General features: G+C 62.7%; 19 protein-coding genes and 1 riboswitch. Of the genes, 14 read left to right on the top strand and 5 right to left on the bottom strand.

Going from position 1 to position 18152, the window contains the following annotated elements:
• Positions 1–8: 8 nt before the first annotated feature.
• Positions 9–590 carry a hypothetical protein gene (locus Q0X62_RS02435; protein WP_297731232.1) on the bottom strand — a complete coding sequence of 194 codons (582 nt, stop codon included), beginning with the start codon at positions 588–590 and terminating at the stop codon, positions 9–11.
• 164 nt (positions 591–754) lie between these two features.
• Here Q0X62_RS02435 and Q0X62_RS02430 point away from each other — a divergent pair, with 164 nt between their 5' ends.
• Positions 755–2044 (top strand): adenylosuccinate synthase, encoded by a 1290-nt coding sequence (locus tag Q0X62_RS02430; protein WP_297731230.1) that lies wholly within the window; start codon positions 755–757, stop codon positions 2042–2044.
• A 10-nt stretch (positions 2045–2054) separates the two neighbouring features.
• Here Q0X62_RS02430 and Q0X62_RS02425 read toward each other — a convergent pair whose 3' ends face one another.
• The gene (locus tag Q0X62_RS02425; protein ID WP_297731228.1) at positions 2055–3155 is read right to left on the bottom strand and encodes an acyltransferase; all 1101 of its coding nucleotides are present in this window, start codon (positions 3153–3155) and stop codon (positions 2055–2057) included.
• Between the two features lie 178 nt (positions 3156–3333).
• Between Q0X62_RS02425 and Q0X62_RS02420 the strand changes: the two genes are divergently transcribed.
• The 10 genes from Q0X62_RS02420 (at position 3334) to Q0X62_RS02375 (ending at position 14051) form a co-directional block, all read left to right on the top strand.
• Positions 3334–3858, top strand: coding sequence for a hypothetical protein (locus Q0X62_RS02420; RefSeq protein WP_297731226.1), 525 nt, complete (start codon positions 3334–3336; stop codon positions 3856–3858).
• Positions 3859–3954: 96 nt separating this feature from the next.
• A complete protein-coding gene (locus Q0X62_RS02415; RefSeq protein WP_297731225.1) occupies positions 3955–4731 on the top strand; it encodes an AraC family transcriptional regulator in 777 nt (258 codons plus the stop codon).
• A gap of 107 nt (positions 4732–4838) precedes the next feature.
• Entirely contained in the window at positions 4839–6356 is a 1518-nt protein-coding gene (locus Q0X62_RS02410) for a serine hydrolase (RefSeq protein ID WP_297731223.1), read from the top strand.
• A gap of 98 nt (positions 6357–6454) precedes the next feature.
• Positions 6455–6853: a hypothetical protein gene (locus tag Q0X62_RS02405; protein WP_297731220.1), complete on the top strand. Its 399-nt coding sequence runs from the start codon at positions 6455–6457 to the stop codon at positions 6851–6853.
• Between the two features lie 60 nt (positions 6854–6913).
• Positions 6914–7017: riboswitch (TPP riboswitch) on the top strand.
• 77 nt (positions 7018–7094) lie between these two features.
• Complete coding sequence (locus Q0X62_RS02400) at positions 7095–7937, top strand: MBL fold metallo-hydrolase (protein ID WP_297731218.1); 843 nt, start codon at positions 7095–7097, stop codon at positions 7935–7937.
• A gap of 13 nt (positions 7938–7950) precedes the next feature.
• Positions 7951–9834 (top strand): phosphomethylpyrimidine synthase ThiC, encoded by a 1884-nt coding sequence (gene thiC, locus Q0X62_RS02395; protein WP_297731216.1) that lies wholly within the window; start codon positions 7951–7953, stop codon positions 9832–9834.
• A 718-nt stretch (positions 9835–10552) separates the two neighbouring features.
• Positions 10553–10846, top strand: a complete 294-nt coding sequence (locus Q0X62_RS02390; RefSeq protein ID WP_297731213.1) for a helix-turn-helix transcriptional regulator — start codon at positions 10553–10555, stop codon at positions 10844–10846.
• Positions 10847–10892: 46 nt separating this feature from the next.
• On the top strand, positions 10893–11696 hold the full coding sequence (locus Q0X62_RS02385) for a reverse transcriptase family protein (protein ID WP_297731211.1): 804 nt from the start codon (positions 10893–10895) through the stop codon (positions 11694–11696).
• Between the two features lie 1397 nt (positions 11697–13093).
• Positions 13094–13471: a hypothetical protein gene (locus Q0X62_RS02380; protein ID WP_297731209.1), complete on the top strand. Its 378-nt coding sequence runs from the start codon at positions 13094–13096 to the stop codon at positions 13469–13471.
• Between the two features lie 130 nt (positions 13472–13601).
• Complete coding sequence (locus Q0X62_RS02375; RefSeq protein ID WP_297731207.1) at positions 13602–14051, top strand: hypothetical protein; 450 nt, start codon at positions 13602–13604, stop codon at positions 14049–14051.
• A gap of 9 nt (positions 14052–14060) precedes the next feature.
• Here the strand turns inward: Q0X62_RS02375 and Q0X62_RS02370 are convergent, their stop codons facing one another.
• Complete coding sequence (locus Q0X62_RS02370; protein ID WP_297731205.1) at positions 14061–14564, bottom strand: helix-turn-helix transcriptional regulator; 504 nt, start codon at positions 14562–14564, stop codon at positions 14061–14063.
• A gap of 233 nt (positions 14565–14797) precedes the next feature.
• On the opposite strand from Q0X62_RS02370, the gene Q0X62_RS02365 reads away from it, so the two are divergent.
• Entirely contained in the window at positions 14798–15268 is a 471-nt protein-coding gene (locus Q0X62_RS02365; protein WP_297731203.1) for a hypothetical protein, read from the top strand.
• Between the two features lie 52 nt (positions 15269–15320).
• Here the strand turns inward: Q0X62_RS02365 and Q0X62_RS02360 are convergent, their stop codons facing one another.
• Positions 15321–15443, bottom strand: a complete 123-nt coding sequence (locus Q0X62_RS02360) for a hypothetical protein (protein ID WP_297731201.1) — start codon at positions 15441–15443, stop codon at positions 15321–15323.
• 201 nt (positions 15444–15644) lie between these two features.
• On the opposite strand from Q0X62_RS02360, the gene Q0X62_RS02355 reads away from it, so the two are divergent.
• Both Q0X62_RS02355 and Q0X62_RS02350 read left to right on the top strand, forming a co-directional pair.
• Positions 15645–16709 carry a DUF481 domain-containing protein gene (locus tag Q0X62_RS02355; RefSeq protein ID WP_297731199.1) on the top strand — a complete coding sequence of 355 codons (1065 nt, stop codon included), beginning with the start codon at positions 15645–15647 and terminating at the stop codon, positions 16707–16709.
• A 365-nt stretch (positions 16710–17074) separates the two neighbouring features.
• Entirely contained in the window at positions 17075–17476 is a 402-nt protein-coding gene (locus Q0X62_RS02350; RefSeq protein ID WP_297731197.1) for a hypothetical protein, read from the top strand.
• Between the two features lie 6 nt (positions 17477–17482).
• On the opposite strand, the gene Q0X62_RS02345 is transcribed toward Q0X62_RS02350, so the two are convergent.
• Positions 17483–18151, bottom strand: a complete 669-nt coding sequence (locus Q0X62_RS02345) for a M12 family metallopeptidase (protein WP_297731194.1) — start codon at positions 18149–18151, stop codon at positions 17483–17485.
• Between the last annotated feature and the right edge of the window lies 1 nt (position 18152).

Below are 18152 nucleotides of genomic sequence, written 5' to 3'. Positions count from 1 at the left end.
GGCCGGCCCTACTCCCCTCGCGCGGCGGCCGCTTCCGTTGCGCGAGGATCGTCCGACTTGGGCACATAGATGCCGACGAAGACGGTGGTCCAATTGCCCTCGGCATCCCCCTGCTCGAATTGCTGAGTGACGGTGCCGTTCTCGTTCGGTGTCCAGGTGCCGCGCAGCGGAGCGCGTGTGTCGGTCTGGACGGTATAGGCTTCGCCGGTCAGGACCATGGCGCCGGCTTCGTCGAGGCCGCCGGCGTAATCGATATACCAGCCATTGCTCATCCAGACCTGGCGCCATTCACCGATCAGCGGGTCATGGATATTGATGCTGTTGCCGGCATTGCCGCTGGCGCCGACCCAATGCTCGGTGACCAGACAACCGCCATTGATGCGTTCGATCACGTTGTGACCGAGATAGGGGCCGGGCGTGTCGCCATTGGACGGGGCGTAGACATTCCACTCCCCGACCCAGAAATCGAAAGCGTCCCACGGCGCGCCGACGCAAGCGTCCGGCGGTGTCGTGGCGGCCTGGCCAAGGGCGGACGCGGAGGCGAGGAGACCGAGGCTCGCCGCGGCGAGAACGGTTTTTGCTGAAACCATGGTCTTTCCCCTTTGATCGTGCGTCCCGGCACTTGTCTGTGCACGAGGCTATTCAATCCACCGTATTCCTGCAAACGGGTCTGGCCCAAATAACGGCTTCGTGACAAATAATCGGCCCGCGGACAGGGCTTGCGCGTGCGAGTCCCGCAAGCGAGGAGGCTTTCATGGCCAATGTAACCGTGGTGGGTGCCCAGTGGGGCGATGAAGGCAAGGGCAAGCTGGTCGACTGGCTGTCGCACCGCGCCGATGTGGTGGCCCGTTTCCAGGGCGGTCACAATGCCGGTCACACCCTCGTTGTCGGCGAGAATGTCTACAAGCTCTCGCTTCTCCCCTCCGGTGTTGTGCGCGGCAAGCTGTCGGTGATCGGCAATGGCGTGGTCGTCGATCCCTGGGCCTTCGTGGCCGAGGTTGATCGCATCGCCGAGCAAGGCGTGAAGATCACCCCCGACGTGGTCAAGATTTCCGAGACCGCCACCCTGATCCTGCCGATCCACCGTGAACTCGACGCCCTGCGCGAGAACCGCGATGATGGCGAACCGATCGGCACCACGCGCCGCGGCATCGGTCCGGCCTATGAGGACAAGGTGGGCCGTCGTGCCGTGCGCGTCATCGACCTGGCCGACCCGGCCGCCCTCAAGGCCCGCGTGAAGGATATTCTCCACCACCACAACGCCCTGCGTCGTGGCCTCGGTCACGAAGAATACAGCGCCGAGACCCTGGTCGCCGAGCTGACCGAGATCGCGTCGAAAATCCTGCCCTATGCGGCCCCGGTCTGGCGTGTCCTGAAGGACGCCATCAAGTCGGATCAGAAAGTCCTGTTCGAAGGCGCCCAGGGCGCCCTGCTGGACGTTGATCACGGCACCTATCCCTTCGTCACGTCGTCCAACACCGTCTCCGGCCAGGCCTCGGCCGGTACCGGGGTCGGGCCGCGCGATGTCGGCTATGTGCTCGGTATCGCCAAGGCCTATATGACCCGCGTCGGCGAAGGTCCCTTCCCGACCGAGCTGTTTGATGCTGACGGCCAGATGCTCGGCGAGCGCGGCTATGAATTCGGTGTGGTCACCGGGCGCAAGCGTCGCTGTGGCTGGTTCGACGCGGTCATCACCCGTCAGACCCTGCAGGTCGGCGGCGTGCATGGGGTCGCACTGACCAAGCTGGACGTTCTGGACGGCTTCAAGACGATCAAGGTCTGCGTGGCCTATGAGGTCGATGGTCAGCGCCTCGATCATCTGCCCGCCGGCAAGGAAGCCCAGGCCAAGGCGACACCGGTCTATGAAGAGCTGCAGGGCTGGCAGGGATCAACCGCCGGCGCGCGCTCCTGGGCCGATCTGCCGGCCGAGGCGGTCAAATATGTGCGCCGTCTGGAAGAGCTGATCGAATGCCCGATCGCCCTGGTCTCGACCTCGCCGGAACGCGAGGACGTGATCCTGATGCAGGATCCGTTCAGGAGCTAGGCGGCCCTGCCTATTCGGCGGGAATCGCGGCGGGGTCGGCTGGTGTGCGTCGGCTCATCCGCGCCCGCAGGGCCAAGGCCGGCTTCTCCACCAGCACACGCAAAGCCCAGCCGGCGATGAGTGACAGCGGCAGCATGATCAGGGCCAGCGCGGTGGTGGTCAGGCCGGGCATCAATGCGAAGACCATCATGCCCAGCGGCCAGTGCAGGATATAGATGCCGTAGGAGACGTCCTCGACATTGCGGACGCGCTCGCCGGTCCGGCCCGGGATGCGGACATAGCCGAGCAGGAGATAGCTGGCGGCCAGGGCGATATCGAGCATCATCCAGCCGATCGGCAAGTCCCGGGTCACGATGGCCGCGAGGATGGCCAGACCGACAAAGGCCGGAGACAGGCGCAGATATTTGCGGCCGGCATGGAAGGCGGCGCCGACCATGAAGGCGGGCGCGAAGCGGGCCATTGTGCCGATCGTCTCCTCGCCGATACCGCGATAGCCGAAGGTCTCTACAGCCATGCCAAAGACAAGGGTGAGAGCCGTCCAGACGAGGATTTGCGCGTTCTTGCGATAAAGGCCGAGCAGCATCAGCACACCGACGCCGAGATAGGCCATCAACTCATAGCGGATGGTCCAGAGCGGTCCATTCATGTTTTCGCCCATGGGCGAGGCCTCGAAGACGCCGGGCAGGCCGGCCATCGGATCGAACTGGGCGATCAGTTTGAGCGGAAAGAGCCAGGTCTGGCTCGAGGCCCAGTACTCGGTCATGGGCAGGCTGGTGAAAAGCGGACCAATGACGAGCCAGAGCACGAGCACGGTGGCGATCAGGCCCGGGAAAATCCGGAAGAAGCGGGCATTGGCATAGCGACCGACATCGCGCGACCTCATGGCGCTGGCCGTGATCATGTAGCCGGACAGGATGAAAAACCCGTCCAGCGCACACTGCACGACGAAGTCCACCGTCAGGGCCCAGGCGCCCTCATAGGGCAGGCCCAACGGGATCATCAGCGCGTGGCCATAGAGCACGAAAAGCGCGAACAGGATCCGCATGGCGGTGAAATTGTTCGACTTCTCTTCGAGATGCCCATGTCCGTCCTGAACCAGGAATTTCATCATGCTCGCGCCTTTCAGTTATCACGAGCCCTGCAAGTTTCGCGCTAGAGGCGAATACCTCGGGGGCGCATTTACATTAAGATTAATATATTGAAATTGTTGAAATATTGGGGTCGACAATTGGCCCGGAGTTAAAACGCGTGCGCCACATTCCTGCCAGGCTTCAATCTGGGAGGGGCATATGGCCCGAAATCGGACAAATCTGGCGTGGATGGTGGCCTTGGGCTGGGCGATGGGTGCAGCGGTGATCGGGCTCAGCGAAGCCGAAGCCCAGTCGGCCGAGTGTCAGCGCTATGGCCAGCACCGGGACAGCTATCTCAGCGGTGTCAGTGCCGGCATGGAGCAACAACTCGATGCCATGGCGGCGCAGCGTCAGGTGCCAGTTCAGGCCGCGGCCTTCTATTGGGGCGGCGCCCTGATGCAGGCCGGCGATACGCGCACCCTGGCGCAGCTGACCCTGGCGACGGCGCGTTGGCCAGGTCAGGCCGAGCGCGCCGAAACGGCCATGACCCGCATCTCGGATGAGCGGGGCGGCGATCTCGCAGCCCTCCTGGCCGGGCTGATGCTGTCGGACGGGCAGGGGATTGATGACCCCTATCGCGCCCGCGCCTATCTCACCGATGCCAGCCGCCGCGGCAATACCGATGCGACGGCGTTTCTGGGTCTTTACGACGCCTGCCATTCACGCCGGGTAGCGCTGAACTAGGCAAATCCTCAGACTTCGCTGACATCTTACGACGTATTCATCATCCAATCATGCCGCAGCGGGCATCCCTGTCTTATCACTCGCGCAGGGGAAATGATGAGACCTCAGACCGTTTTGGCGAAGAGCGTAGGGATTGAGGCGCGCCTGACCTGGTATGAACCGGGAGAGGCGATGCCGGTTCATGCGCATGACGCGCACCAGCTTTCCTGGTTGCTGGCTGGCGAAATGTGCGAAACGAGCCGGGGGCACGCCCGCGAGCTCGTTCGCACCAGCCGCGGCATCAAGCCGTCCGGCTTGCCCCATGCCAATCTCTACGGGCCCGCCGGTGCGCTGGTGCTGGCCCTCAATATCGACCCGGAGGCACCACTCTGCGCCGACCTGCCGCGGCTTGATGATTGGGACTGGTCGGCCCCGAGTGCCAATGCCTCGCATGAAATCCACCGCATCATCACCGCTCTGCGTGACGGAATGATCGATGCGGACATTGCCGTGTCCGATCTCGCGGCGATGGGGCTGGAAGCTGATCCTGATCTGGCGGATCGCCTGGCGAGGTCCAGCGGGAGCTGGCTCAATGCGGTGCGTGAGCAATTGCGCGATGATCCGGACGATCCGGACATGCAGGAACTGGCCGAGCGGGCTGGCGTCCACCGCGTCCATCTCTCGCGCGCTTTCACCCGGCAATACGGATTGCCGCCAAGCCTTTACCGTCTGCGTTGCAAGCTGGGACGGGCGATCTCCGGCCTGATGCAGGGCGAGAGCGCGGCCGATGCAGCACAGGCCGGCGGTTTTGCCGACCAGGCCCATTTCACACGCGCTGCGCGGCGCCAAACCGGCCTGACGCCCCGTGATTTGCGCACCCTCATGGCGGCCTGACCGGCGCGCGCTTCCGGTTACATGCGTTCAAGACCGGCAGCCGGGAGGCGATTTAACATCACGCTGTGACTGGCCGGACAAAAGGCCCATGATGGAGAGACCTGAACATGCTGCGTACCCTGAGCCTGGCGAGTGCCGCCGCGTTGAGCCTGACCCCGATTTCCCTCGCGGAAACGCCGGAAGGTGCCGTCGAAAGTCTGGAAGCCTTTCTCGCCGAATTTCCCGATCTGGGGCCGGGCTATGCCGTGGTCGTGGTGACCGCGGATGAGGTGTTGATGCGTCATGTCCAGGGTGAGCGTCGCGCTTCGACCGGGGCGCCGATGACCACCGACACGCCGATCTATATCGCCTCGCAGACCAAGGCCTATATGGGCCTCTTGGCGGCCCGTCTTGATGCCGAGGGCATCCTGCCGCTCGACAGTGCGATCTCGGATTACTGGCCGGACCTGGAACTGCCCGGCGAGCTGGAGGCGTCGGACTGGACGTTGCGTGATCTCATCACCCACCAGGTTCCGATCGACAATGGCATCATCCCGATGGTCGAGGCCTATTCCACCACCATCGACCCGGCCGACTATCCGCGCCTGATCGCCGAGCACAGCGAGGCCCGAGAACCCGGTTTCGAGTACAGCAATCTCGGCTACAACATTTATGGCGCCATTCTGGAAACGGCGACCGGCCGGTCCTGGCAGGACTGGCTCGATCTTTATGTCATCGACCCGCTGGGCATGGATCATACCTCGTCGCGCACGTCCGACTTCGCGCTGGAGGAGTTGTCCTGGTCGCATTTCTGGATGGGCGAGGACGCGGGCTGGCACGATATCCGCCCCAAGACGGACGGGATGATGCAATCGGCCGGTGGTCTGGTGACCTCGGTTGACGACATGGCAGCCTGGCTGCAGCTGCAATTGCGCGGCGAGGGACCGGCGGGCTCCAGTATTACCGCCGACATGGTGAGCGCGGCCCAGACCGGCTATGTCGCCACCCATTCGGAAGACCGGCGCAATGCCGCCGAACTGCCCTGTTCGCAGTATGCGCTGGGCTGGAATATCTGCGATTTCGAGGGCAGCAATTTCTATGTCCATGGCGGCGGCTATACCGGCATGCGCACGCAAATGGCCTTCTCGACCGATCTCGGTGTCGGCGTCGCGGCCTTTTCGAATTCGGACAATATGACCGGCTGGCTGACCAGCCGCACGATCAACATGTATTTCCAGTTCCTGACCGAGCACGAGACGGCGGACCGCATGCGTCAGATCCGTATCGAGCAGTATCCGCAGCGTATCGAGCGCTATCTCGCCTATCGCAATGAGCAGCTCGCGGAAATGCGCGCCGACGAGCAATGGGGGGGCTGGACCTGGTCACCGGATGCCGACACGCTCGTCGCCTATACTGGCACCTGGTCGACCGGCGAGCCCTATCTCGACATCAACCTGGTAGTGGAAGCCGGTGAACTTGTCGCGCACTGGGGCGATATGCGGATCGATCTGACGCCGGCGCAACCGGACCTGTTTGCCGGCCAGTCCGACCCCTTCGCCGAAATCGACGGCTTGCAATTCGAGCGGGATGCGAGCGGTGAGCTTGTCCGTCTGACCTGGGGCGAGGACATCTATACCCGCCAATAGGCGTACTGGTGCGCGCGGCAGGCCGGTGACGATGGGTCACATGGCCGGCCGCGCGCGCCTCTGCGACGCTGGCGGCTCGATCCAGGGAGGGTCCAGCCATGTTTGATACCGCGTCCATGAGTGACTTCTGGCTTCGTGTCCTCGGCCTCTACTTCCTCATCGCCGGGATTGGTGTCTTCGCCCAGGCCGACCGCATGGCCGGCATGGTGGCCGAGATGCGCGAAAGCTTCCTGCTCCGCTTCATCGGCGGCATCCTGGCCTTTGCCTCCGGCGTTTTGATCCTGGCGACGCTGGGGCCGGCACCGGGCGGCGAGGCCATGCTGGTCCGGGTGATCGGCTGGGTGGCCCTGATCAAGGGCGTCTTCCTGATCATCGCCCCGCCAGCGCTGATGGGCGTCTATGAAGCCTTCATCGCCCGCCCCGGCATGATGCGCGTCTGGGCCGTCCTGATCGGCTTGCTGGGTGTGGGCGGACTCTGGCTGGGTCTGACCGGCTAAGGCCGGACGGGCGCACCGCTTCGCTTGCCAAATCAGCGCGCCAAGTCCACGCTGCGCGACAACAGTTCCAAGGGGTGCCCCGCTGATGTTGTGGCCGGGCTGAGACTTCACCCTTAGGACCGGATCCGGGTCATGCCGGCGTCGGGATGGAGCAGGCGGGAGCGGTGCAGACCAGCTGCGCCTCCGGCCTTATTTCCGTGACCGCTGTCGTCTGACCGCTTGCCAGCGAGACGATGCCGTCATGATGAAACGCCTTTGCTCCGCCCTTCTCCTCGCCACGTGTTTCAGCGCGGCGCCCGCCCTGGCGCACCCGTCCGAGGACGACCCGGCCACCGCGCATTTCCTCGCCAATGAAGCGATCCTGGTCACCGCCGGCGAGACGCGCATCCTGTTCGACCCGCTGTTCAGCGTCTCCTACGGCTATCCGCTGGTGTCGCCGGAAGTGCGCGCCGCGATCATGGCCGGGACACCGCCCTTTGACGGGGTCGATGCGGTCTTTGTCAGCCATGTCCATGGCGATCATTTCGACGCGGCGGCGGTCAATGCCTATCTCGCCGCCCACCCGGACGTGATCCTGGTCGGGCCGTGGCAGGCCCGGATCGACATGCAGGCCGCCGAGGGCTGGGACGCGGCCTTCGAGGCGCGCATTCACGCGCTGCCCTTCATCGCCAGCCCGCAGGAACTCGTCCTCGCCGCCGACGGTGTCGCCGATGCGATCCGCGTCGAGACCGTGCACATCCCCCATGCCGGCGGCGCAGGCCGGGCGGGCATCCAGAACATGGCCCACCGTGTGACGCTCAATGGTGAGGCCACCGTCATGCATATGGGCGATGCGACGACCGAGACCGCCATCTACGAGACTCATCACGACCACTTCCAGGCCCGCACCAGTCAGCACGCCTTCCCGCCTTACTGGCTGATCGGCGAATGGGGCGGCGACGCCACCCGCGCCCGCCTCAATGCCGAGGCGGTCACCGGTATCCATCTGGGCAATAACCACCCCGCCTGGATCGCGCAGAGCGAGGACGACTTCTTCACCGAAGCCGGTGAGACCCGCCCCATTCCAGCCCACAGTCACGACTGACCGGAGCCACACCATGAACAAGCCCACCCACCAGTCCGAATTTGAAACGCCGAAAGTCACCACCGGGCCGCTGCCGGGGTCGCGTCGGGTCTATACCTCGCCCAAGGCGGGGCCGGCGTTGAAAGTGCCGCATCGCGAGATCGATCTTCACCCGACCGCCAATGAGCCGCCGGTGCGCGTCTATGACACGTCGGGGCCTTACTCGGATCCGGACGCGAAAATTGATGTCGAGACCGGCCTGCCGCGTCATCGCCTGGCCTGGTACAAGGATCGCCAGCTGACCGAGTATGAGGGCCGCCCGCTCTCCCCGCTCGATAATGGCGGCGCCACAGGCAAATATCTCGCCCGTGAATTTCCCACGACGCACAAGCCCTTCAAGGGCACGGACGGCCAGCCGGTCACCCAGTATGAATTCGCCCGGGCCGGCATCATCACGCCGGAAATGGTTTACGTCGCCGAGCGCGAGAATCTCGGTCGCAAACAGGCGGTTGAGGGCGCTGCCGAACGCCTCGCCGATGGTGAGAGTTTTGGCGCGGAAATCCCGGAACATGTCACGCCGGAATTTGTCCGCGACGAGATCGCCCGCGGCCGCGCCATCATCCCGGCCAATATCAACCACCCGGAACTCGAGCCGATGATTATCGGCCGCAATTTCCTGACCAAGATCAATGCCAATATCGGCAATAGCGCGGTCGCCTCCTCGGTCGAGGAAGAGGTCGACAAGATGGTCTGGTCGATCCGCTGGGGCGGTGACACGGTGATGGACCTCTCGACCGGCAAGAATATCCACAACACCCGCGAATGGATCCTGCGCAACTCCCCCGTCCCGATCGGCACCGTGCCGATCTACCAGGCGCTGGAGAAGGTCAATGGCATTGCCGAGGACCTGACCTGGGAGGTCTTCCGCGACACGCTGATCGAGCAGGCCGAGCAGGGCGTCGACTATTTCACCATCCATGCCGGCGTGCGCCTGGCCTATGTGCCGCTCACCGCCGACCGGGTCACCGGCATCGTCTCGCGCGGCGGCTCGATCATGGCGAAATGGTGCCTGGCCCATCACGAAGAGAGCTTCCTCTACACCCATTTCGAGGAGATCTGCGACATCATGCGGGCCTATGATGTCAGCTTCTCGCTGGGCGACGGCCTGCGCCCCGGCTCCATCGCCGACGCCAATGACCGCGCCCAGTTTGCCGAGCTGGAGACGCTGGGCGAGCTGACCAAAATCGCTTGGGAAAAAGGCTGCCAGGTCATGATCGAGGGGCCGGGCCATGTCGCCATGCACAAGATCAAGGCCAATATGGACAAGCAATTGAAGGAGTGCCACGAGGCGCCCTTCTATACGCTCGGGCCCCTCACCACCGATATCGCGCCGGGATACGACCACATCACCAGCGGCATCGGCGCCGCCATGATCGGCTGGTTCGGCTGTGCCATGCTCTGCTATGTCACGCCCAAGGAACATCTGGGCCTGCCCGACCGCGATGACGTCAAGGTCGGCGTGATTACCTACAAGATCGCCGCCCATGCCGGCGACCTCGCCAAGGGCCACCCCGCCGCCAAGATCCGCGACGACGCTCTCTCACGCGCCCGGTTCGAATTCCGCTGGGAAGACCAGTTCAACCTCGCCCTCGACCCGGAAACCGCCCGCGATTTCCACGACAAGACCCTCCCCAAGGAAGCCCACAAGGTCGCCCATTTCTGCTCCATGTGCGGGCCGAAATTCTGCTCGATGGAGATTACACGGGAGATCCGGGACCGGTTTGGGAGTGCTCGGGCGCCGAACCAGCTTGGCTCGGACGCCCAGGCCGGGATGGCGGAGAAGGCGGCGGAGTTCCGCGAGAAGGGCTCGGAGATTTATCTGTCGGAAGACGGCAAGTTCCGCGAACCAATAGACTAGGCTGAAGAGGGACATGTACCTTTGGTACGTGTCCCATCCAGAAGCTGTTTTCTTGTCCCTTCCAGTATCGAGGTATCTTCCCGGGACACGTACCAGAGGTACATGTCCCTCTGCGTGGGCACCGAATGCTGTGGAGGCCGAAGCGGGCATGCAGGCCAAGGCCGAGGAGTTCAAGGCGCTGGGTGGGGAGATCTATTTGAGTGAGGATGGGAAGACGCGGGAGCCGATTGATTGAGGGGGGGGCTCAGGGAGCTTTCGGGGAATAAAATTCGCTCTGAGCGAATTTACTTGACAGCAGGCGATATTCTGCCTATACTACTATTGTCGTTGATGATGTGATTTCGCAGGACGATGGCTTCTCAAATGAGGAGTGTGGAGGCTTAGCCTCTGATGATTGTCAGCTCATCTCCCCGGGGATCGGTCTTAAGGCCTGCCCTGCGATGGGCAGGCCAACAGAAAGGGTGGAGAAAAACTGATAGCGCACATCTGTGAAGGACTGCGACGGCATAGGCACGGTGCTTATGCTGCCTTCACGGAGAATAGCGATGAAAATCGGTACAAACGACCGCGATCAGCGATCTCCAGAACGAAGGAGCCGGTGGAAGCAGGTATTGAAAACAGGATGGTTTATCCGACTCGTTTTCAGGATCTTGTGGATTTTTAGCCAGTTCGATTAGTGTTCTGAGATCTATCCCCCTTTTTATTTTCGGAGTGACCAATGCTTTCCCGCGCGCTTAAACAGCTTCGAGTGTTTCATGGCTTGAAGCAGGTGGAATTGGCTTCCCGGCTTGGCGTTTCAGCTTCGCATGTATCGGAGATTGAAAAGGGCACGAAAACACCTTCGCTCGACCTCATCGACCAATACGCTCGTGAGTTTCGAGTTCCCGCCTCTTCAATCTTGTATTTTTCAGAACAGCTCTCTCAGCCACACAACGGAAGAGGAGCGGTTGCCGAAAAGGTACTGAAAATATTGGAATTTATTTCGTTCGATGAAAAGTCGCAGAACGCCTAGCCAATCACCTCTTTTTGGAATTAAGGGGCGAGGTCAGCTTTCCTCGATGCTTGGCTTCGAGTGGAGCTATCTGCAGGATCTCGCCGACTTAGCGGACACCCTTTACCGCGAATGGGATGAGCCCAAGCCGAAAGGTGGAACGCGGCGTATCGAAGACCCGCACAAGTCTCTGAAACAAGTTCAAGCGCGCCTCGCCCGCATTTTATCCGTCATCTCGCCGCCTGCGTACCTGTTCTGTCCTGTGAAGGGTCGCGGACCGGTTAGAAACGCCTCGGAGCACGTTAATGCTGGAGATTGTTGGACCCTTGACGTTAAGTCGTACTTCACAAGCACGGTCCAAGCTGCGGTTTTTGATTTTTTTTCCAAGAAAATGCGTATCGCGAGGGACCTATCAGGGATTTTGGCGAAGCTAACATGCGTGCATGGGAGGTTGCCGACCGGAGCGCCAACTAGTCCGATTTTGGCTTTCTACGCTAACAAACCGATGTGGGATGAAGTTGATTCCCTTTGCGTTGAACACGGTTTGACGTTCACCCTGTACATGGACGACTTGACGGTGTCGGGTGAGACGATCGGACCGCGCGTTAAGGCAAATATCCTAAACCTTATCCACCAGAGAGGCTTCAAGACCCACAAGTTCCGACATTTCAGGCACAGACCCGCGCACGTGACTGGGGCGGTGGTGTATGATGGTCGGGTTTCTCCACCGTTCGCTCATTTCAAAACAACCAGGCAAGCGCGATTGTCTCTTGGGGTGGTTCGCGGAACGTCGGATGAAGATGTATTGACAAGGCGCCGGGACGGGCTCCTCAACTACCGCAAGGCCTTCAAACCTAAGCCGGTTTCGTGACTTGGGCAGTCGAAAAAAAGGGGGCGCACACTATTTCGCGTCTCCCTCATCCCCCACCAAAAACCCCATGCCAATCCTCCGCCTCAGGGGATGAGCGGGGTCAAGGGCGGCGGAACCGCCGCTTCGCGGTTTCACCCTAATGTGCGTATTAGTTGCAGCGGGTGCTATAGCGGGCGTTGCAGCGCACGGCTGCAGGTAAATATTGACTAACCCAGTATGAAATGGTAATATAGACAAATAATCAGTTAGGGCTCGTTGTGGCCCTGGGGTGGTGGAGTTCGATTCTCTGGTTGTTGCCGGTACTTGCTCTGATATTTTTCTGCTTACTGACCGTTCTGAAGCAATGTTTTCTGAAGGGCGAAATTAACAAAAAGGAGAACTATATGAAGAATAAGGCACGCAAAATGAAAAACCAAAGCCTACTGAGCACAGTGTTGATAGTTGTTTACGACTTTTTGATCTCGTTCGGAGCAGGTAGCCTCGGTGGCGCCACGCCTACCATTGGGCGGCTGCGATTTATATCGTAGCCGCTTCCTAATTCTGAGTGCATGCGCGCTGATGTCGCTGCGCATCCGCACTCCCCCCAAGAAACCATTCCAAGTCTCCGCCTCAGTAGATGAGCGGGGTCAAGGGCGGCTTCTGGGTCGCTCGGCTTTATCCGAAAATCGGTTCCCGTTATCCGGGCCTCGCTGACGCTGCCGCTTCGCGGTTTCACCCTGCCCCCGCTCATCCCCTGAGGCCCTTTGGCTGGCAAGGGGTTTATGGCCCGGTCTGCGCCGGGGCGCGTGGTCCTCGCCCTTGATGGGCGAGGTGGCTGGGCGCGTAGCGGCCAGACGGAGTGGGTGCGGGGAGGTTGGTGCCAGAACGCTGGCGCGTTTCACCCGATCCGACCCGGCGCTCATGCGCCGGCCCACCTTCCCCATCAAGGGGAAGGACCTGTCTATCCCCGCTGCGCGCGCATCTAACCTCCCGCAAACAAAACAAAACCCGAAAAAACCGCACCAACTTGTCCGCCCCCTCTCCAACACCCCCATAATCACCAGCGGTTCCCGGGACGGGAGGCGATGGCCACGTCACGATTGCCCGGGAGCGAGCGGAGCCTGTCCGGGCGATCGATGTGACGATCGTGAGCGCTGGCAGGGCGTCCTCTCTTCGCGTCCGAGGGCACTAAACGACCGACCCGAGTACGTGTGAGGATTGGAAACGGGGTGGAGACAGCCCGGGAAAACTCCGCCAGGCGGGATGTCACGATGTCACGCGCTTTACCCATACCGGTTACCGGCATCGCCGGCATCCCGCTTGCCTCCCATCACTTCGGCGAACACCGCGCGAAGCGCGCACCCCTGTGAGCTTGTTTGCGAGAGGGCGCGGGCGCGGCCCAGCAAAGGGGATTTCCCATGACTCGACAGAACACGCCACGCGCGGCAACGCGTTCTCACCGCACCACCCACGCTTGGGGCAGCCAGTCCGACACAGCCGAGCCGGAGGCGTTTGACGCCGTGCTCGCCACTTATGAACACGCGGCCCTGAAACTGATGGTTCAATGCTTCTACCGGCAATTTCACGCCGGCGAGACCGTGCAGGCCGTGCGCACCGCGACCGCGCTTCTCAAAGTCCTGCCGCCTGAGCGCCGCGGCAATGGCTGGATCGACAGGCTGGAGCAGATCAGCGATGCGGCCTCCGGCAATATGACGCGTGAGGAGGAAGAGGCCTTCCTGCTGGAACCCTTCGAGTCGTTCATGGCGACGCTGCCCGGGCTCGGGGAGGAGGCGTGACCGGGCAGGCCGGTCCGGTCGCCCGCGGCATTCCGGCGGGTCGATAAAATTGTCGCGACCCGCCACGCGTGATTTTAAGCCTTGCCCGTTACGGTCGCTGTCGGATCAATCGGATATTGGGGACAGGATCATGATGAAATCGATTTTGGGTGTGACTGCGGCGATCGTTGTGTCTGGCGGATTGTCGGGTGCGTCGGCCCTGGCCATGCAGGATGAGGTGACGACGCCGGCCGGGCGGATCTATACGACGATTGAGGGCTCGGAAATCCGCTTTTCGGCGGATGGCGAGCTGCGTCCGGATGGCGATGGCGGCCAGTTCGCGTCGGGCAGTGGCTATTACAGCCAGGACATGGGTTTTTGTACGGCCCATGTCGAGATGAGCTGGGACATCCAGGTCGACAGTGATGGCAATGGGACAACCCGGCTGGACACCTCGAAAAACACCTGCGCCGAGATGGACCCCTACCTGGAAGAGGTGAGCTTTGACGCGTCCGACTGTATCCATGGCTGGGACTCGCTCGAAATAGGCGAGCGCGCTCCGGTGTGCTGGGCCAGCATCGACCTGACGCGGCAAAACTGACCCTGCGCCTCAATCGGCCTCCGGCTTGTCGCCGCCCAGCGCCATGAAGGCGGTCGTGGCGACCAGGCCGGCGCCGGTCAGACCGATAAAGGGCAGGAGTTCGGGATCCCAGCCGGCGACGGCCTGCATGACGGCGAGCCAGCTCATCACCGCGATATAGACGCCGACCGCGATCAGGATGCGTTTGGTGGCGGGACCGATGACGGGGCCAGTGTCGGGGCCAGTCGTGCCGGCGCCAGAGTTTGGGCCAGTCGTGTCGGCTGGCGGGTTCGGGGCCGGGTTCGGGGGCGTGTCTGTGCTGGCCATGTCGGGGCGCTCCGTCTCTTGTGGCTGGATCAGGTCACGCAGACGGGCCGGGGTGAGTTCGAATGAGCTCGCCAGGGCGCGCAGGGTCTCGAGGCTGGGCGTCTCGCCCCGCTCGGCCCGCTGGATGGTCCGATGGCTGAGGCCGGAAATCGTGGCCAATTGCTCTTGCGACCAGCCCTTGTCGAGGCGCAGTGATTTCAGTCCCATGGCAATCAGTCTCTTGTCCCGTACCGGTCCGTTTGCGTCCCCTCTTCCTAGCCGTGAAGGCCGCTGTCGCCCACGACAGGGAGGCGACAGGAAGGTGACAAGTGCAGGCCGGATTGGCAATGCGGGCGACCGGTTCGCCGCCCATATCTAAAATTGTCCGTAAACCGGTTCCGCTCTCTTAAAGCGTTTCAGCTACACAGTTTTCCGACGCACTTGAACCCAGGGGGGCTGAGATGAAGATGTTTCAAACAATGGCCATGGCGGCAGGACTGGCCATGATGATGCCGGTAGCGGCGATGGCTCAGAATGCGGGCAGCGGCGCGGTTCCGGATATCGGCTCGCGGCTTCTCGCCGAGCTGACCGGTCAGCTCGATTTGCCGGCCGCCAATGATCTGCGCTCGGACTCGCGCCGCACTTACGGTCAGACGGGCGCCCAGGGCAGTGACAAGAATGCCCCGGCGCTGGCCGGGCCGCCGAACCCGGTCGAGCCGATCGCGCGCTTGCCCGAAACACGCCCGCAGCGCCCGCAGACCGAGCGTGTGCAACAGGTCAATCAGACCCTCCCGCCGCCTCCGCCGCCGGCCCGGATGACCGGGCCGATGCCGGTTGATGCCGCGATCGATGACAAGACCGGTCTGGACACCGGCGGCGAGATGGCGGGTGGCAAGCCCCAGACAGTTCAGGCTGGTTATTACGGCTATTAGCAAGGCGAGCGATCCGACCGGCAGAACCGGTCGGACCAGAGCGCTGACAGACTTATTTGCGACGACGGTCGAGCACGCCGGTGACGCTGCCCGGTGTCGCGTCTGGCACCGGGGTCTTCTTTTCGGCCTTGGGTTTCTTGGTTTCCTTGTTGGAACGTTTCTGGCCTTTGGCCATGGTGTGCTCCTTCGCACGGGGGCCGCATCCGGCGGATGCGCGCACCCGATCATACGCCGGACCGCCTTGGCGGGATATGGCCATGATCGCGCCGCCGCTCACGCCCTGCGCGGCGCGCAACCCACGATTTATTAAGCTCGATTGGCTAGAAGCTCACGGGTCACAGGCCGGTCTGCGGTCGCTGTCAGCAGAAGACTCTCGATGCGCAATCTGAACGCAGCCGCACTTGCCGGTATTCTCCTTGTCACGTCGGCAATGTCCGGTCCGGCTTTCGCCGACCTGCCGCAGGCCTATCAGGCCTTGCTGAACGAGGCGGCGGACCGCCAGGATGATGATGCCCGCTTCCTCGAGACCGCCGACATGGTCTCCGTGCTTGTCGAGGGCGGTCGGGCCGAAGTGCATGCCTATATCAATGCGCATCTGCCGCATCGTTCCGGCGCTGTGGCCGACTGGCCGCTGCCAGCGCCTGCACCGGTCAGCGAGCCGGATCCGGCAGCCACGCCGGCGGCGTCCGAAACCCATCCGGAACATCGCGATCTGGGCGGTGCGCCGATTGACCTGAGCGAAGCGCCGGACGGGTCCGGCGGCTGGCTGGCCGGCTCGATCCGTGCCCTGGCCGATGACAGCTGGGCCGGCCATGTCCGCGCCGGTGTCCAGCTGGAGCGCGGCAATTCCGAGCTGACTGACTTCACCTTTGCCGTCGAGCTTGATCGCGAGCTGGAGCATGGCTGGCGCATTGACAGCCAGTTCGAGTATTTCCTCTCCGAGAGCGCGACCCGGACCACGCGGGATAACTGGCTGGTTGAATTGCGCACCACGCGCGAGCTCGACAGCGGCATCGGCTATTATGCCGGCGGCTCCTATGAGCGTGACCTGATTGGGATTTACGAGCGCTCGGCCTTCCTGACCGCCGGCGGGATCTGGCATGCGGTGGAAAACGAGAAAGCCAATTGGGTGTTGCGCGCCGGTGTTGGCCAGCGCTACCGCGAGGATGGGCTGACCGGCGAGACCCTGACCGACTGGGTCGGCGAGGCTGGCTCGAGCGTCCACTACCAGATTTCCGAGACTGCCAGCTTCGGCTCGGAAACGACGGCCTTTGCCGGTGGCGGCTCTCGCATCGACCAGCGTTTCACCCTGACCAATCGTCTCTTCGGTGACTGGGCCGTGCAGACCGGCCTGCGCATCGAACACGAATTCGAGGAACGGCCCGGTTTCGACCCGACCGATGTCCGGCTCGACGTGTCGCTGCTTTATGCGTTCGACTGACGGCTGAAATTTTTTAGCCGCGACGGAACCGGTTTCACAATCGCGCGCTATCCCCGCAAAGCAGACCATTGGGGACGCGATCATGCGGTCACGCATCAAGCTTTACTTCTATCTCGCCGCCTTCATGAGCGGCGCCCTGGTTCTGATGTTCAGCCGGGTATCAGCCACGCCGTGACCGGATCGGGAGGCGTGTGTCCCGATGCCCCACGCGTCCACGCGCCGCTTGGTTGGCTTGCCTCCCGGTGCCTCGGCCCCGTCCCGTCCCTTGCCTTTCCCGGAGCGGTTGAACGCGGACGGTGTGAAACCGCCCGTTAAGGCATGATGTGAGAAGGTCGGGCCTTGATACCCGTTGAGGAGGTGTCGTCATGGGCAAGATATCAACGTCCAGCTATCGCCGGATCTCGGATCATTTCGAGCCGGACCTGGTCGAGGACCCGGCCGAGCAGAAAAAGCGCCGGGGTCATCTCGAGCAGATTGATTACACGGTCTTCGCGGCCAATCAGGCGGTGATTGCCAAGACCATCCATCATGTCGGGATCGAGGATTTCCAGAATCTCGCCCTGTCGGCGTCCAAGGCCCGTTCGGCCTGGGTCGATGCGGCCATGTCGGCGGCGCGCTCGCGTTCACCGCTGACGGCCGAGGAAGTCGCCCGCCTGCAATTGCTGCGGAGCGCCTATGAAGAATTGTCGGAAGCCTATGAAGCCATGCGCCGCATGGTCGAACGCGGCTATCTGCAATTCCACAAGACCCTGCCCAAGCCCGGATAGGGCGGATCAGTCCGGCGGATACCAGGCCCGGAGCTCGGCGCGGTCCGCGTCCGAGATCGCGTCGGCCTGCTTGACGGGCCTGTTGCGCCAGCTGTCGGGACGGGTCAGAAGCCCGGCCGGCAGGGCGTATTGCATGATCGAGGCGGGATCCCAGTCCGGGCCGGTGATCCGACCGTCATCAGATTGTTCGAGCACATTCTTCTCAATCACCTCACGCGACCAGTTCATCGGCGGGGCGCCAAAGTGGGCCTCTACCGCCGCGACATTCCATCCCAGCGCGGCGCGTCGACTTTGGTGTTCATGGACAAAACCCAGGATGTGGCCAATCTCGTGCAGTGCCATGCGCCGTCCTTCGGCACCGCGCAGGGACCGGTTGAAGGAGACCGTCGGCGCGGCTGGATCTGTCACCCGCAATGCGTCCGTTCCGACGCGTGAGCGCATCGGCGCGGTCAATTTGACCCGGATGCGGACCTGAGCGTCCGCGAGCGTGTCTGTCCGTTCGAAACGGAGGCCGCATGGCGGCGCCAGCCACTCTGCAAGCGCCGCCTCAAACGCGGCGATATCCTTGCGCTCGGTCCAGCTCGGCGGGTTTCGCATCAGGAAGCCGTAGCGCACGGTGCTGCCATTGGCCCATTTGCGGGAGTCCGGACGCGCAGGGTGGTGCAGGTCCACCATG

The sequence above is a fragment of the uncultured Maricaulis sp. genome (assembly GCF_947259345.1).
Classification (GTDB): domain Bacteria; phylum Pseudomonadota; class Alphaproteobacteria; order Caulobacterales; family Maricaulaceae; genus Maricaulis.
The sequence above is the reverse complement of the archived record's forward strand: the minus strand, read 5'-3'. Positions and strand labels throughout refer to the sequence as shown.